Source organism: Bacteroides xylanisolvens (assembly GCF_018289135.1).
Classification (GTDB): domain Bacteria; phylum Bacteroidota; class Bacteroidia; order Bacteroidales; family Bacteroidaceae; genus Bacteroides; species Bacteroides xylanisolvens.
In genome coordinates this window covers 1,768,574-1,784,286 of sequence record NZ_CP072216.1, presented here as the reverse complement: position 1 = coordinate 1,784,286, position 15,713 = coordinate 1,768,574, and the positions used below count along the sequence as shown (strand labels likewise).

Sequence of the window (15,713 nt, the reverse complement as noted above, 5' to 3'; positions counted from 1 at the left end):
AGTATAGGTATAAAAAAAGGAGCAACGCCTTGCTCCAACCTTTGTTAACCTTAAATCTAATACTATGAAAAACACATTGCAAAGATACGGACTATTGCGAAACTAGCAAATAATCCAAGAAAAAAAGTATGTTTTATAACATTGATTAAGAATTTGTATTCTCGAATCTATTTTTATTAAGAGATTTGACTGATCACAGACAAGAGTAAAGCCTCCATTATCGTACTATTTCTTTTAGTAGCCTTAATGAGTGGCAACATACCACGCTGTTTCGTTCTTTTTCAAAGCAGCTGCACTAGTGCTTGGATCAGAAATAGTGATACCGGAGAAAGTATTGATTTTTTTTCGTTCTCCATAATAGGAGGATATTGCTGTAAAATAATACTCCGTATTCCTTTTATATGGAACTGTGCGTTTCAGTTGTTCGTTGAATTGCTCCAATAAATCAGGATCGGAGCATAGCTTTGCAACATAATCACCACAATCAAAGAATATGGAAGGTTTATATCCGTCTAAACTCTGCAAAGAAGAAATTAATTCTTCGTTAAACGTATAACGTTGATTTATTTCTTTCATAATGGCCGCCAGATTATCTATTTCCGAGCAATCTGTGACACTGATTGTTCCGCAGGGAGTGACATAATTTGAATAAAAAGAATAGAAACCATCACAAATCTTTTCATAATCTATGTTTCCGATTAAGTACTGGCCAATCTTGTCGTATGGCATGCCATAAGCCATAATTTCACTAGTGGATGCTATCAGGTGACTTGTTACGTTTTTAAGGTCATAAGCAACCTCTACTGTCGACATATAGCAGTCGTCGAAAAGGATATACTCCATCTTCAATCCTGCGCTCGATATTCCTTCGGCAAGTGTAGTAATATCCGTCTGATACTTGGATTCTCTGCCTCCGAAGAGACGTGTCATAGGTGTATTCCCATATTCCCAATGTTTTTTGACTGTTTGCAGGCTACTGCGTGATTGCGTTCTTGATACGGGGATCCATCCCATCCCGTGGCATCCGATAATCATTGCATATCGTTTGGCGGGAGAGTAGGTCTGTACATCATTCAGGATAGAAGTGATACCCTCGGCCGTTGTATAGCTGGGAGTCGGATAATTATAGCTTTTTAAAGCCTTCTGCACAGCTGCGCCTTTTTCGTAAGAAAGCTCATAGAGAGTGGCTTTTGTAGCCGTTGTGCACATAAATACGAGAACCCGTTCGTTTTTCAATATGTTCTGTCCGATAATACTTTTCAGATCAGCAATATTTTGATAGAAAAAGGAAGTCAGGTCAGTCGACCAGGGCAGATACATAAATACAGTTTGTTCGTTATCCGAACGAACCACCGGGTCGGTAGGATCAGGATCTGTCGGATCAGTGTTATCCGTCTGCCTTGTGTTGGGAGATGTAGAAACCGGATCTTCTTTCTCACACGAAATCATGCCGAAAGAAAGAAATAATACGAAGAGGATTGATTTCATCAGACGATAATATTGTTGCATTGTTTCCATTATTCTACTAAGGATTAAATTTTCTTTTTATATATAACGTAAAAAGAGAACTTTTTGATTTGCTTTACCGGGACATAATTGATACATCTCTCTTTGCAAAGTTACTGAAAAATAGCGTAATTCCAATACCGTCATTCATAAGAAAGAACAGCTGTTCGGGAAATGGTAACTTAGGAAGTTAAAGAGGAGAGTTGACGTATGGACATAAAAAAAGGAGCAACGCCTTGCTCCAACCTTTGTTAACCTTAAATCTAATACTATGAAAAACACATTGCAAAGATACGGACTCTTGGGAAATTAGCAAATAATCCAAGCAAAAAAGTATGTTTCATAACATAGATTAAGAATTGGATATTTCAATTCAAATTTTATTAAGACTTTTTTGTCGCTTTGTCGTCCTCCAATCCTTTTAGATTTCATTTCTAGTTAGGTACTCTGAAGTCATTCGGAGAGCAACCGGTAACTTTCTTGAATAGCCGGCTGAAATACTGCGGATTCTGGAAACCCAGTTCTTGTGTTATCTGATTAACTGTTTTATCAGTATTCAGCAACCAGTCTTTGGCAATCTCGAAACGTTTGAACTCGATGTATTCTTTAAAAGATTTCCCCGTTTCGTGCTTCAGCAAGTCGTTGAAATATTCAGGAGATAAATGAAGCACGTTAGCGCAATACTCATTTGAAAGCACATCGACAGCTGGTGCCGGCTTCGTTTCGAAATGGTTATTTATGATTTTATCAAATTGCTTGATAATCTTTTTATTCACTTCGTTACGTGTAATGAATTGGCGTTCGTAGAAACGTACACAGTAATCCAGCAATAGCTCTATATATTTGGAAACTATTTTTTTGCTGTGGCGATCAATACAACGTTCGAGTTCTTGGTTGATTCTGTCCATAAATTCCAGAATGATCTGTTTCTCGCGCAATGATATATGCAGTGCCTCTTCAGGCTGATAAGAGAAGAAAGTATAGTTATCTATATTAAGTCCGAGCGGAGTGCCACAAATCAGATCGGGATGAAAAGCCAATATCCATCCTTTGGAGGGAAATCTTTTATTCTTTTCTTTCATACTGATAGACTCTCCGGGAGCCAGGCAGATCAAAGTACCGTCCGAGAAATCATAATACTGGTGACCATACACATAGGCCTCACATTTACACTCACTCAATAGAATCGTATAAAAGTCGAACTTGATGTCCGTATGAGGCGACAAATCAGCCTTTGAGAGATCAATGACACTCACCAGCGGATGTAGTGTTTTGCTTCCCAGACAACAATTGCATTGATGCACGGTTCCTATTTTGAGTACTTTATCTCCCATGATGTTGAGACTCCTGTAGCTAAAAAATGCTTAGTTTCTTTGTTTATATTCGTTCGGGGTGCAACCGACATGCTTTTTAAACAATCGGCTGAAGTGCTGTGGATATTGAAATCCCAGTTCATAAGCCACTTGGCTGACAGTTTGAACACTTTCCAGTATTCTTTCTTTTGCCAGTTCGATAATCCGGCACTGGATATATTCCTGTGCAGTTTTTCCTGTTTCCTTCTTTATCAGGTCTCCGAAATAATTAGGAGAGAGACATGCCTTGTCTGCAAAATATTTCACGGATGGCAGTCCTTCGGTTATTGCCACCTGATTCTGGAAGTATTCGTCCAGCAATTGCTCGAATTTTACGATAATATCTTTGTTCGCCTGATTACGTGTAATAAACTGCCGTTCGTAGAAACGCATACAGTAATCCAGCAGCAGTTCGATGTTTCGCACGATGAGTTGCTTGCTGTGTTTGTCAATAGGATGTTCCAGCTCGATCCTGATTTTATGTATGCAATCAGTTACGATTTCTCTTTCCTGGTCTGAAAGATGCAATGCTTCATTTACCTCGTAAGAGAAAAAAGTATAGTTTTTGATATGCTGTCCTAATGAAGTTCCGCGGATTAAATCGGGATGAAACAAAACGCCGATTGACTTGGTGCGGGGAGCAGGCCTGTTGCGGTTGTCTATTCCGCTCACTTGTCCCGGTGCCATACAAACAACCGTTCCTTCCTGATAATCGTAATTCTTACGTCCATAAGTGAGGTCGCCACATTTTGCATCCTTCAGGAACAAGCAGTAGAATCCGATATTCATACGGATATATTCAACTGACCTGGTGGCTTTTGAGAAGTCGATTACATTCACCAAAGGGTGCAATGTTTCCAGTCCAAACAATTGGTCATACTGATCGACGGTTTCAATTTTTGTTATTTCATCCATATGCTTCTGTTATTAATCTGATACAAAGATAAAACATTTGAAGGTATCTTTTTAATTTCATTCAGCAAATCAGTAATATGGGTATAAGAATCAGTAATCTGTATACTACATAAACTTTCGGGCAGAAAAATAAATGGCAATGATTGCTGGAAGTAAATGATGGAATTGATATATTTGTTCCGGAGAATATAAAAAACAGGTTTTATGAAAGCATTATTTATTGGAGGTACAGGTACGATCAGTACAGATGTAGTGGCATTGGCGCAACAAAAAGGGTGGGAGATTACTCTCCTAAATCGTGGTTCGAAAAAGATGCCGGAGGGAATTCACAGTATCATTGCGGATATTAATGATGAAGAAGCTGTGGCAAAAGCCATCGTGTCCGAACATTACGATGTGGTTGCACAGTTCATCGGCTATACGGCAGAAGACGTGAAGCGTGATATCCGCCTGTTCCAGAATAAAACGCGGCAATATATCTTTATCAGCAGTGCCTCTGCCTACCAAAAGCCATTGGCCGATTACCGCATAACCGAAAGCACCCCTTTGGTCAATCCCTATTGGCAGTATTCCCGTAACAAGATAGAAGCGGAAGAAGTGCTGATGGCAGCCTATCGCACAAACGGTTTCCCCGTTACAATCGTCCGTCCCAGCCATACCTACAACGGAACAAAACCTCCCGTATCTGTACATGGAGATAAGGGAAACTGGCAGATCCTAAAACGAATCCTTGAAGGTAAACCTGTTATTATCCCCGGCGACGGTTCTTCTTTGTGGACATTGACTCACTCTAAAGATTTTGCCAAAGGTTATGTAGGACTGATGGCGAACCCTCATGCCATTGGGAACGCTTTTCATATCACTACCGATGAAAGCATGACCTGGAATCAGATTTATCAAACCATTGCCGACGCGTTGGGTAAACCTCTGAATGCATTACACGTAGCCTCCGATTTCCTTGCCAAGCATAGCGATCATTATGATTTCAGAGGTGAACTGTTAGGAGATAAAGCAGCTACGGTAGTCTTTGATAACTCGAAGATAAAGCGGTTGGTTCCTGATTTTATATGCAATACTTCCATGGCAGACGGATTACGACAAGCCGTACACTATATGCTTTCCCATCCGGAATCACAAATACCCGATCCGGAATTTGATTCATGGTGTGATCGTATTGCCAACGCAATAAGTGCGGCAGATAAGGCCTTCGAGCTTTCCTAATTCTGTGCCGAACTTACTTGATTTAATTCCGGACTGTCTGATCTAATCTATAGGACTACTTGGTTTTATTTCAGACTTCCGGGGTTTTATATTGAAGTACCTTATTTAATAAGGCGCGTTTCGTCCTTGTTGCACTTCGATTCGTATTCCGAAATTACCATTTGCTGATTTCAGTTCGAATGCTCCCCGGAAATTATTTCTTTCCCAAGGCATAGCGCTGCGGTTAGGCACTCGCCAGCCATCCTTATCATAATCTCCGTAGGTATTGATTCTCATTCCGTTTTTCAGTTTGAAAGACCCCATCTGCATAAACTGTGGAGAAGAAGACAGTCCCCAACCATATCCGTAGCCAAAGCCAGAAAAGCCGGAGAAAGAAGACGAAGAAAAAGAATCAGTGAATCCTTGCGAATAAGTAACATCTGTATTTAAACGAAAGAGCTGATTATAATCTTTCGTCATATTAGGCATCTCTAAATTAAACTTGGGAAGTTCGGGAGTTGCTACATTCATTAGCCCCATATCCAGCAGAAAGCCACCAAACTCTTTAATATTGGTGGATGGAGCATGACGAATACTATCGGAAGGAATTTCCGACTGTGCGGATGCAAAACCGACCGATAATATCAGCGAAAGAAATAGAATCAGTTTTTTCATCTTCGTAAAGGTTGATTTACCACAAAGATAGAGATTTTCAACCTGACTATTTGCTTCCGTTATGTTTTCTTAGAAAAAAACTATCTTTTCAGTTATTTACGATTAGGCGATTTACAATGTACGATTGAGGTTACTATCCTCAATCATACGATCGTAAATCGTCTAATCAGTTCATTCTTTTGATGCTTTCCATGTTTGGGCATATTCTTCCAACACACACTTGATACTTTGTCCGATTTTCACATAATCGGCCTCATTCAAATTAGCCAGTGACACACGCACACTCCATTTCGGTCCGGCAAAGCCACCGCCATTCAACAGCACGAGTGAAGTTTCGTTTGCCAGACGGAAAACCACATCCAGCGGATTGTATGTCTTTTGCAGATAAGCAACGAAGTCATCTCCGTAGAATTTCTTCGCCCATACCAGCATATCAATCTCCGAATAATATCCGGCACGCAGCGGATCCTCTACCAGTGTGAACCCCGTGTTATCCCACAACGCATGCAGGCGTCGATGAATAATTTCCTGCATCTTGGTTTTATAACTGTCTTCTTTATCCAGAAGCGAGAAGATGGCAAACAAACTCATCTGCATTTGTTGAGGCAGAGAAAGCCCTGCGGTATGATTCAGCGCAATCTGCCGGCTGTCAGCCACCATGCGGTCGATAAATTTCATTTTTTCCGGTTGCAGGCTAAGACTGGAATAACGTTTGTTCAATATTGATTTCTGCTCCTCCGACAGGCGGGCAATCATTTTGTCGTAGATGTTGTCTTCGTGTAAAGCAATCACTGCGGTTCTCCATCCCGTAGCTCCGAAATATTTGGAGAACGAATAAACGCAAAGCGTATTGTGTGGCAATTCTGCCATCAATGAACGGAAATGAGGGATAAACGTTCCATACACATCATCCGTAATAATCATCAGGTTCGGATTGTCATTCTTCACAATGTTGATGATACGTTCGGTAGTCTCCCTGCTAAGTGCGTAACTGGGCGGATTACTTGGATTGGTGATAAATAATGCTTTGATCCGCGGATCTTTCAACTTGTCTATATCTTCATCCTTATACTGCCAGGTGTGCAATCCGTCAGGAGTCATCTGGTCGGCGGAAATTTCGGTAACGTCAAACTGATAGCGTCGCAATTCCGGGATTTCTATATAAGGAGTGAACACGGGAATCATCAAAGCAATGGCATCTCCCTGATTCAACAGGAAATTCTCTTGCAAAGAATCGAACAGATAACACATGGCTGCCGTACCTCCTTCGGTGGCGAAAAGGTCAAAAGTCCCTTTCGGCGGACGGCGGTCACACATCTCTTGTGCCAAGTAATCCTGCACGATTAACTCTGTAAAATGTAAAATACGGTCGGGCACAGGATACTGGTCGCCGATGACCGATTCCGCCCATTCGTGAATCAGCGTATCCGGATCGGCAGCATGCTCCATCAACATATAATTGTAGCCCTCTTTCAGCAGATTAGCCCCCGGAGCTTTTTCATTCTCTTTCAGGAAAGCCTCGAAACGGGCAGCTATTCCAGCCTTTTGCGGAATACCTGCTATTCCTTCTTCCAGTGAAAACGCATGGCGACATTCGCAAAGTCCGAATTGTCCCAACAGAAAAAATGCTTCGCGTGGTTCGGTAGCAATCCAGTTCGGATTACCTCTTCCCGCATTCAGCATGGTATGTGCTATTTTCTTAATGCTTTCGTCTGCCATATCGATCAGTTTGTTTTTCAGCTCGAACGGGCTGATCGTTTCCATTTTCTTGGCATAACTTTTCGTAATGGCAGGGCTATTTGTTTTCTTTTCCATAATGATATTTATTTATATAGTTTTACATAAGCAACACGATGACGACTCCCCAGATAATCAGTAGCGTATTGCCGACTGCATACGTCACTGTATACCCTAATGCGGGTGTATCACTTTCCACTGCATCCTGAATAGCTCCCAGTGCCGCTGTTGTGGTACGTGCTCCTGCCGTGCATCCCAATGAAAGGGCAGGGTGGAATTTGAACAGGTATCTCGCCATCAGCAATCCTGCGAGAAGAGGGATGGCAGTTGCCAGTGCACCGACAATAAACAGACTGACTCCGACTTCCTTGAATCCGGCTATAAAACTGGGGCCTGCAGCAATGCCGACCACTGCGATAAACATATTCAGCCCTACATTATTCAATACCCATAAAGAGGGTTCGGGGATACCTCCGAAAGTAGGATGCTTGCTGCGTAACCAACCGAACAGAAGTCCGGCAATCAATGCGCCGCCACTGGTAGAAAGACTGATAGGAACACCTCCCAGATGGATAGCCAGTGCGCCGAAAAGACCACCGAGCAAAATGCCCAGCCCGACGAAAATCATATCCGTCTGATTGGTCGGACGGTCAATGTAACCCATTTGTTTGGCAGCGTCTTCCACTTCATGTTTAAGACCGGTGAGCTCGAGAATATCTCCCGAATCCACAACTGTTTTGGATAATACCGGAACATTGATTCCGGCACGCTTGATGTTACGGATACTGACTCCGTGCATAAATTTCTGTGCCCGGATTTTGGCTACCGTTTCGCCGGCAAACGTCCGGTGAGTCACCATTACGGGAAGAGTTTCCGCCGGAAAATCCAATAATTGTGCGTCGATCACTTCCGGACCGATCCAGTCTTCTTCTCCGATTACAAACTCACGGCGTCCGCTTAGTACCACTTCGTCATTTTTGCGAAGAATCAGGTTCGGATCAACATCTTTCACCACTCCTCTTTGACGAATCCGTTCTACAAACAGCCGTTTATCATTCTTACATAAATATGTTTCGAGTTCACTGACTTTCTTTCCTTTGCCGAACCATTCATTGGTGATTTTATAGGCACGGAATACCACCGGACGAAGAGCCGGGGAAAATCCGGGTTCATCAGCTTCCGATGTTCCCATTTGAGCCTCCAGTTCTTTGCAGTCGGCTTTCACCTTATCCAGTCCGCCCAGCATTTTAGGGCCGAGAGAAGCCAGAATCCATGCAGAACCGGCTGTACCGAAGATATAAGTTACAGCGTAAGCTACCGGAATCGCATTGATGAATGTTGCTTTTTGTGCATCGCTGATTCCCAATTGGTTGATTGTATCGCTTGCCACGCCGATCACGGCGGATATGGTCTGTGAGCCTGCCAAAAGTCCGGCAGCTTCCCCTACATGGTATCCCATGATTTTGGCGAGTATCCACGGTGCCACCAGGCTGACAATACACATCAGTACAGCGAATCCCACCTGTGGCAGCCCATCCTTTTTCAATCCGCGGAAAAACTGTGGACCTACCTTATAGCCGACGGCAAACAGGAAAAGCAGAAAGAACACAGCTTTCATCGGGCCATCCACAGTGATATTCAGTTGCCCGACCAACACGCCGACCAGCAGAACACTGGTGACTGTCCCTAATGAGAATTTCCCTATTTTGAGTCTGCCCAGCCAGAATCCGGCAAAGAGCGTCAGGAAAATAGCAAGTTCAGGGTGTACCCTTAGTTGATTAATAATCCATTCCATAATTAAGTTGTTGTTTTAGGTTATGTCATTTACAACAGTTATTGCGTGAAAAGAGTTTATAGTGTTTATGATAAATAGATATATAAATATCCGATGAACTTTAAATTTCTCTATTTCGCTTTTTTGTTATACTTTTGTTCTTTCAAAAATAAAACTAATCATATTCTGTATGAAATCAGACATAGAAATTGCTCGCAGCATTGAGCTGAAGAAGATTAAGCAAGTTGCCGAAGGTGTCGGAATTCCTCGTGAGGAAGTGGAGAATTATGGCCGCTACATCGCAAAGATCCCTGAACAACTGATTGATGAAGAGAAAGTGAAGAAAAGCAATCTCATCCTGGTCACTGCTATCACGGCAACCAAAGCGGGCATTGGCAAAACTACCGTATCTATCGGTCTTGCTTTGGGACTGAATAAAATTGGAAAGAATGCGATTGTCGCTCTTCGTGAACCGTCTCTCGGTCCTTGTTTCGGAATGAAGGGAGGAGCGGCCGGTGGAGGATATGCACAAGTGCTTCCGATGGATAAGATTAACCTTCATTTCACAGGGGATTTTCACGCCATCACCTCTGCTCATAACATGATTTCGGCTTTGCTCGACAATTATCTCTATCAGAACCAGGCAAAAGGTTTCGGATTGAAAGAAATCCTTTGGCGGAGAGTGCTTGATGTGAACGACCGTTCGTTGCGCAGCATCGTTGTCGGTCTTGGACCTAAATCTAACGGGATTACCCAAGAGTCCGGTTTCGATATTACTCCTGCTTCGGAAATTATGGCGATTCTTTGTCTTTCCAAAGATGTGAGTGATTTGCGTCGTCGTATCGAAAACATCCTGTTGGGCTTCACTTATGATGACCAGCCTTTTACCGTAAAAGATCTGGGAGTGGCAGGAGCTATCACTGTGTTGCTGAAAGATGCCATCCATCCTAATCTGGTGCAGACTACGGAAGGAACCGCTGCTTTTGTACACGGCGGTCCGTTCGCTAATATTGCGCATGGTTGTAACTCTATTCTGGCCACTAAATTGGCAATGTCTTTCGGCGATTATGTAATCACAGAAGCCGGATTCGGTGCTGATCTTGGTGCAGAGAAGTTCTACAATATCAAGTGCCGCAAGAGTGGACTCCAACCGCGTCTCACGGTGATTGTCGCTACGGCACAAGGATTGAAGATGCACGGAGGTGTCAGTCTCGACCGTATCAAAGAACCGAATATGGAAGGACTGAAAGAAGGATTGCGTAATCTGGACAAACATGTTCGTAATCTTCGTTCATTCGGTCAGACGGTTATTGTAGCTTTCAATAAGTTTGCGTCCGACACCGATGAAGAAATGGAATTGCTGCGTGAGCATTGCGAACAGTTGGGAGTCGGTTTTGCTATCAACAATGCGTTCAGTGAAGGAGGAGAGGGGGCAGTAGACATGGCCCGCCTGGTGGTAGATACAATCGAAAATAATCCGTCCGAACCTTTGCGTTATACATATAAGGAAGAAGATAATATACAGCAGAAGATTGAAAAGGTGGCTACTAATATTTACGGAGCCAGCGTTATTACTTACAGCAGTATTGCACGCAACCGTATCAAACTGATCGAGAAAATGGGCATCACTCATTACCCGGTTTGTATTGCTAAAACACAGTATTCATTCTCTGCCGATCCTAAGATTTATGGCGCGGTGAACAATTTCGAGTTCCATATTAAAGATATTGTAATCAATAACGGAGCTGAAATGATTGTAGCCATTGCCGGAGAAATTCTTCGTATGCCGGGATTGCCTAAAGAACCGCAAGCATTGCATATCGATATTGTGGATGGAGAAATAGAAGGATTGAGCTGATATACACTTAAAGAACACTTGTTCTGGCGCTATGCCGATAAAAATAAATCCCCGTCTTTCCCTATAAAATGAATGTGGAAAGACGGGGATGACTGTATATAGAGTCCAGTGCGCTTCTCTTTTCTCTTCATGTACACTGTACGGTTGAATTCGTACTTGTTGTGGGTGATATATGACATCATATATTTCTTTTATAGTAACAAAAACGAAATTCCGGAAAGATGGTTCGAACGGGACCGTTAATAAATAAAAAAAGGCCTGCTCCTTTCGTAAAGAGCAGACCTTAAATGGGAATTAAGCTAATAACAGTTTACAATTACTAGCTTTAAAATTGTGTTTTAGTAAGCGAAAAGAGGATATTTTTTCATTGTCTCATTGACGCGTGCACGTACTTGTGCAATAACTTCCTCATTTTCTACGTTAGACAATACAGTCTCGATCATTTCTGCAATTTCGAGCATCAAGTCTTCTTTTGCACCACGAGTTGTGATAGCAGGAGTACCCAAACGGATACCGGAAGTCTGGAAAGCCGAACGGCTGTCGAACGGAACCATGTTCTTGTTAACGGTAATATCAGCAGAAACCAATGCTTTTTCTGCCACTTTACCTGTCAGATCAGGATATTTGCTACGCAGGTCGACCAACATAGAGTGATTGTCTGTACCACCGGAAACGATGGTAAAGCCACGGTCGATCAAAGCCTGTGCAAGTACGGCAGCATTTTTCTGTACTTGTTTAGCATATTCCTTAAATTCAGGTTGCAGGATTTCGCCGAAAGCAACTGCTTTAGCAGCAATTACATGTTCCAACGGTCCGCCTTGGATACCCGGGAAAACGGCAGAATCCAGTAATTGAGACATCATTTTGATCTCACCTTTCGGAGTTTTCTTACCCCATGGATTGGGGAAATCCTTACCCATCATGATGACACCACCACGAGGTCCGCGAAGTGTTTTATGTGTAGTAGAAGTGACGATATGTGCATATTTAACCGGATTTTCGAGCACTCCGGCAGCGATCAGACCGGCAGGATGAGCCATGTCGATCATCAGGATAGCGCCTACTTTGTCAGCGATTTCACGCATACGTTTGTAATCCCATTCACGAGAGTATGCAGAACCACCACCGATAATCATTTTTGGTTTTTCACGAAGAGCGACTTCTTCCATCTGGTCGTAATCAACGCGTCCTGTTTCCTGATTCAGGTTATATTCGCAAGGAGTATAGATGATACCGGAAGTGTTCACTAATGAACCGTGAGACAGGTGTCCGCCGTGTGCCAGATTTAATCCCATGAATTTGTCGCCCGGATTCAGAACAGCAAGGAAAACAGCAGCATTAGCTTGTGCTCCCGAGTGTGGCTGTACGTTTGCCCATTCAGCGCCGAAAATTTCTTTCAGGCGGTCGATAGCGATTTGTTCGCTTTGGTCTACTACTTCGCAACCTCCGTAGTAACGTTTGCCGGGATAACCTTCTGCGTACTTGTTAGTCAGGCAAGAACCCATTGCCTGCATTACTTGGTCACTCACAAAGTTTTCTGATGCAATCAGCTCGATTCCTTTCAACTGACGTTGATGCTCTTTTTCGATGATGTCGAAAATGATGTCGTCTCTTTTCATTCTTTTATAAGTAAGATTAAATTTCTAATTCGAGATACCTATTTTAAGCGCACAAAGTTAATGAAAATAAATAAAGAATGAAGGAACAGTAAGAAAAATGTTAGTAAAAAGCGGGATTTAATGATATTTTATTCTTAAAGAATGAATCCCAGTGAAAAACTTAACGCGCTGTCACGGCGACGGAAAATAATGTTGCTCACACCCGTACTGCCGTCGGAGTTGATATTGTCATAAATGATAGACTTGGAGATGTTTCCTATACCTTGTTCGTAGCGGAAATCGAAGAAGATACGTGAGATGTTGACACCTACGCCAATCACTGCGCTGACATTGAACGGATACAACTTTTCGTGAATACCCTTTTGGTCGAAATTCTTAAAAGTGATTTCATTGTGCTTTCCCCATAGGTAGCGAAGCTTGGGACCTGCGAAGATAGACATTCCGTAAGGTCCTTTTTTCACCACATTATAGCCATATAGAACGGGAAAATCGACACTGTGCAACACCGATTGTACCGATGCGTAATCAGGCTCGATGGCAGGATGCTGGGAACCGAGTTTGTCGAACGTAATCTCACCTTTGCTTACATTGTACGACACTTCAGGCTGGATAAAATGTTTTTTCATATTGATGCGCATGAAGAGAGCACCGAAATAACCTATCTTATAGTTATTCTGTACCTCATTGATAGTCACATCCTTAATTTTTAGTTCAGACACCATGAACATGGAAGAGTTGAAGCCCGCTTTGATACCGATATTTATTTTTTTTGTATTGGGACGGTCTACTCTGTCTGCGTTATAATTCTGTCCGACAACCGGGCTGCCGGCTGCAACTAATAAACCTAAAAAAATGAATTTACGCAGCATATCCATGACAGTATCGTTCCTTTTATGATTTTTTCTTTTCTACACTCCAACCGAACTTTCCGATTTTCTCTCCCAAATTGTAATATCCTCCGTGCACATATACCAGCGGATTAGCTTCCGCCAGTTCCAGCTTTCCGGTTTCGGGGTTCAGGTTCCGTTCATCGGCACGCACATTTACCACGTCGGCAATAAACATATCATGTGAACCAAGAGAGATGATTTCTTTTACACGACATTCAATGCAAAGGGGTGATTCTTCAATCAGCGGGGCACTGACTACCGTACACTGTCCGGGTGTCAGTTTCATCTCTTCGAATTTATGATAATCACGTCCCGAACGAACTCCGCACCAGTCGGTGGCAAAAGCCATGTCTTTGGTTGTCAGGTTGATGACAAACTCCATATTTTTTTTGATAATATCGTATGAATGGCGTTCCGGACGTACGGATATGTAACACATGGGCGGGTTCGTGCAAATCGTACCCGTCCATGCTACTGTGAACATATTATATTCGCTTTCCTCTTTTCCGCAACTGACTAGTACAGCCGGCAGCGGATAAATCATCGTTCCTGGTTTCCAGTCCTGTTTCATAGTTGTCATTTTTTACCACAGATTACACAGATTAACACAGATATAGATATTATTATTCCATAAAATAAAAATCTGTGTGAATCCGTGTAATCTGTGGTGAGCTGAAGTTAGAGGATTGTTATCTCTTCTCGTTTCTGTTCTTTTTCGCAATAATGGCATTTCACGATGCAATTATCCTTATCTATCACATGAAAGATGGTGCTCATCGGTTCATTGTTGGTAATACATTTCGGATTGGCACATTTCACGATGCCACGAAGCTCATCCGGCATTTTTACCTCTTTCTTTTCCACTACCTCGTAATCGCGGATAATGTTCAGTTTGACGTGCGGTGCTACTACCGAAATACGGTTGATCTCTTCGTCACAAAAGAATTTATCTGCAATTTTGATGATCCCTTTTTTGCCTAGTTTCTTACTGTCGAGGTTGAATCCGATCGTGATATTGCTTGTCATTTGTTCCACACCGAGCAGTTGCACTACGGTGAAGAGCTTTTCAGATGGGATATGGTCAATCACTGTTCCGTTTTTCAGGGCAGCTACTTGCAATGCTTGTTTATTTTCGCTCATAATAAAATATCGTTTTTAACGTCCTCTAATGTGATACCTAATACATCGCAAAGGATTGCTTCGCGGGCATACAGACCGTTTTGTGCCTGTTGGAAATAATATGCTTTCGGGTTGTCATCCACATCGTAAGCAATTTCGTTGACACGGGGAAGCGGGTGCAGGATACGCAGGTTCGGACGTGTGTTTTCCAACATTTTGTTACGGAGAATATATACATTCTTCACCCGTTCATATTCCATCAAGTCGGTGAAACGTTCGCGTTGCACACGGGTCATATACAGAATATCGGCGTCGGCGATAATCTCTTCGGAAAAGTCTGTATGTTCAACGTATTTTATTTGGTGCGTTTTGCAGTAAAGTTTGTATTCTTCCGGCATTTTCAATTCTTCGGGAGCGATAAAATGGAAAGTCGGATTAAAGTGTCGCATCGCCATCAGCAAAGAATGTACGGTGCGGCCGTATTTCAAGTCACCCACTAGGAAAATATTCAGATTTTCCAGCGTTCCTTGCGTCTTGTAGATAGAGTAAAGATCGAGCATCGTCTGCGACGGGTGCTGGTTAGCTCCGTCACCTGCATTGACAATGGGCACCGGGGCTACTTCGCTGGCATATCGTGCAGCTCCTTCGAGATAGTGTCGCATGACGATAATATCTGCGTAGTTACTCACCATCATGATCGTGTCTTTAAGTGTTTCCCCTTTGGAAGAGCTGGTGGCCTTGGGGTCAGAGAATCCGATTACTCGTGCACCGAGACGGTTGGCAGCTGTTTCAAAACTCAAGCGGGTACGGGTGGAAGGTTCGAAGAACAGGGTTGCTACTACCTTTCCTTGTAATAACCGGCGATTGGGGTTCATTTCAAACTGCTTCGCCATTTCGAGCATGTAGAGGATTTTTTCTTTAGAATGTTCGGCAATGGTTACTAAACTTCTGTTTTCCATTTTGTTATCTTTTATGTGGATAGAACTTGTTTTACCGGAGCGTAAAGGTACGAAGAATTTGTGAAAAGCACAGATTTTTCGTACCTTTTTTATCAGCTTTTAATCAGTC

The 15,713-nt window shown here is 42.7% G+C and carries 13 protein-coding genes; 2 read left to right on the top strand and 11 right to left on the bottom strand.

The genetic code is table 11. The features are described 5' to 3' along the window. Nucleotides 1-243: 243 nt before the first annotated feature. The 3 genes from INE92_RS07555 to INE92_RS07545 all read right to left on the bottom strand — a co-directional run bounded on the left by INE92_RS07555 (nt 244) and on the right by INE92_RS07545 (nt 3,773). The gene (locus INE92_RS07555; protein WP_151920919.1) at nt 244-1,518 is read right to left on the bottom strand and encodes a clostripain-related cysteine peptidase; all 1,275 of its coding nucleotides are present in this window, start codon (nt 1,516-1,518) and stop codon (nt 244-246) included. A gap of 422 nt (nt 1,519-1,940) precedes the next feature. After that, nucleotides 1,941-2,840 carry a helix-turn-helix domain-containing protein gene (locus INE92_RS07550; protein ID WP_015531032.1) on the bottom strand — a complete coding sequence of 300 codons (900 nt, stop codon included), beginning with the start codon at nt 2,838-2,840 and terminating at the stop codon, nt 1,941-1,943. Between the two features lie 30 nt (nt 2,841-2,870). Further along, the gene (locus INE92_RS07545; RefSeq protein WP_015531033.1) at nt 2,871-3,773 is read right to left on the bottom strand and encodes a helix-turn-helix domain-containing protein; all 903 of its coding nucleotides are present in this window, start codon (nt 3,771-3,773) and stop codon (nt 2,871-2,873) included. A 204-nt stretch (nt 3,774-3,977) separates the two neighbouring features. Between INE92_RS07545 and INE92_RS07540 the strand changes: the two genes are divergently transcribed. Next, nucleotides 3,978-4,994: an SDR family oxidoreductase gene (locus INE92_RS07540; protein WP_008022584.1), complete on the top strand. Its 1,017-nt coding sequence runs from the start codon at nt 3,978-3,980 to the stop codon at nt 4,992-4,994. Nucleotides 4,995-5,099: 105 nt separating this feature from the next. Here INE92_RS07540 and INE92_RS07535 read toward each other — a convergent pair whose 3' ends face one another. From INE92_RS07535 to aspT, 3 genes are all read right to left on the bottom strand, one after another. Then, on the bottom strand, nt 5,100-5,648 hold the full coding sequence (locus tag INE92_RS07535; protein ID WP_009039533.1) for a hypothetical protein: 549 nt from the start codon (nt 5,646-5,648) through the stop codon (nt 5,100-5,102). A gap of 171 nt (nt 5,649-5,819) precedes the next feature. Next, complete coding sequence (aspD, locus tag INE92_RS07530; protein WP_195436395.1) at nt 5,820-7,463, bottom strand: aspartate 4-decarboxylase; 1,644 nt, start codon at nt 7,461-7,463, stop codon at nt 5,820-5,822. Between the two features lie 22 nt (nt 7,464-7,485). After that, entirely contained in the window at nt 7,486-9,180 is a 1,695-nt protein-coding gene (gene aspT / locus INE92_RS07525) for an aspartate-alanine antiporter (RefSeq protein WP_009039535.1), read from the bottom strand. Between the two features lie 169 nt (nt 9,181-9,349). Here aspT and INE92_RS07520 point away from each other — a divergent pair, with 169 nt between their 5' ends. Beyond that, nucleotides 9,350-11,017 (top strand): formate--tetrahydrofolate ligase, encoded by a 1,668-nt coding sequence (locus INE92_RS07520; RefSeq protein ID WP_008640016.1) that lies wholly within the window; start codon nt 9,350-9,352, stop codon nt 11,015-11,017. A 338-nt stretch (nt 11,018-11,355) separates the two neighbouring features. Here INE92_RS07520 and glyA read toward each other — a convergent pair whose 3' ends face one another. From glyA to pyrB, 5 genes are all read right to left on the bottom strand, one after another. Continuing rightward, nucleotides 11,356-12,636 (bottom strand): serine hydroxymethyltransferase, encoded by a 1,281-nt coding sequence (gene glyA, locus INE92_RS07515; protein WP_004303451.1) that lies wholly within the window; start codon nt 12,634-12,636, stop codon nt 11,356-11,358. Nucleotides 12,637-12,770: 134 nt separating this feature from the next. After that, complete coding sequence (locus INE92_RS07510) at nt 12,771-13,511, bottom strand: porin family protein (RefSeq protein WP_151920918.1); 741 nt, start codon at nt 13,509-13,511, stop codon at nt 12,771-12,773. Nucleotides 13,512-13,527: 16 nt separating this feature from the next. Beyond that, complete coding sequence (locus INE92_RS07505) at nt 13,528-14,097, bottom strand: flavin reductase family protein (protein ID WP_004303449.1); 570 nt, start codon at nt 14,095-14,097, stop codon at nt 13,528-13,530. 107 nt (nt 14,098-14,204) lie between these two features. Next, on the bottom strand, nt 14,205-14,666 hold the full coding sequence (gene pyrI / locus INE92_RS07500) for an aspartate carbamoyltransferase regulatory subunit (RefSeq protein WP_004303448.1): 462 nt from the start codon (nt 14,664-14,666) through the stop codon (nt 14,205-14,207). Continuing rightward, entirely contained in the window at nt 14,663-15,604 is a 942-nt protein-coding gene (gene pyrB, locus INE92_RS07495) for an aspartate carbamoyltransferase (protein ID WP_009039538.1), read from the bottom strand. Before pyrB ends, pyrI begins: the two co-directional genes overlap by 4 nt. Nucleotides 15,605-15,713: the final 109 nt, after the last annotated feature.

Coding starts and splice junctions, on each gene's coding strand:
- INE92_RS07540 (WP_008022584.1), top strand. CDS start 3,978: ATGAAAGCATTATTTATTGGAGGTACAGGTACGATCAGTACAGATGTA.
- INE92_RS07535 (WP_009039533.1), bottom strand. CDS start 5,648: ATGAAAAAACTGATTCTATTTCTTTCGCTGATATTATCGGTCGGTTTT.
- glyA (WP_004303451.1), bottom strand. CDS start 12,636: ATGAAAAGAGACGACATCATTTTCGACATCATCGAAAAAGAGCATCAA.
- INE92_RS07550 (WP_015531032.1), bottom strand. CDS start 2,840: ATGGGAGATAAAGTACTCAAAATAGGAACCGTGCATCAATGCAATTGT.
- INE92_RS07505 (WP_004303449.1), bottom strand. CDS start 14,097: ATGAAACAGGACTGGAAACCAGGAACGATGATTTATCCGCTGCCGGCT.
- INE92_RS07520 (WP_008640016.1), top strand. CDS start 9,350: ATGAAATCAGACATAGAAATTGCTCGCAGCATTGAGCTGAAGAAGATT.
- INE92_RS07510 (WP_151920918.1), bottom strand. CDS start 13,511: ATGGATATGCTGCGTAAATTCATTTTTTTAGGTTTATTAGTTGCAGCC.
- INE92_RS07545 (WP_015531033.1), bottom strand. CDS start 3,773: ATGGATGAAATAACAAAAATTGAAACCGTCGATCAGTATGACCAATTG.
- pyrI (WP_004303448.1), bottom strand. CDS start 14,666: ATGAGCGAAAATAAACAAGCATTGCAAGTAGCTGCCCTGAAAAACGGA.
- aspT (WP_009039535.1), bottom strand. CDS start 9,180: ATGGAATGGATTATTAATCAACTAAGGGTACACCCTGAACTTGCTATT.
- INE92_RS07555 (WP_151920919.1), bottom strand. CDS start 1,518: ATGGAAACAATGCAACAATATTATCGTCTGATGAAATCAATCCTCTTC.
- aspD (WP_195436395.1), bottom strand. CDS start 7,463: ATGGAAAAGAAAACAAATAGCCCTGCCATTACGAAAAGTTATGCCAAG.
- pyrB (WP_009039538.1), bottom strand. CDS start 15,604: ATGGAAAACAGAAGTTTAGTAACCATTGCCGAACATTCTAAAGAAAAA.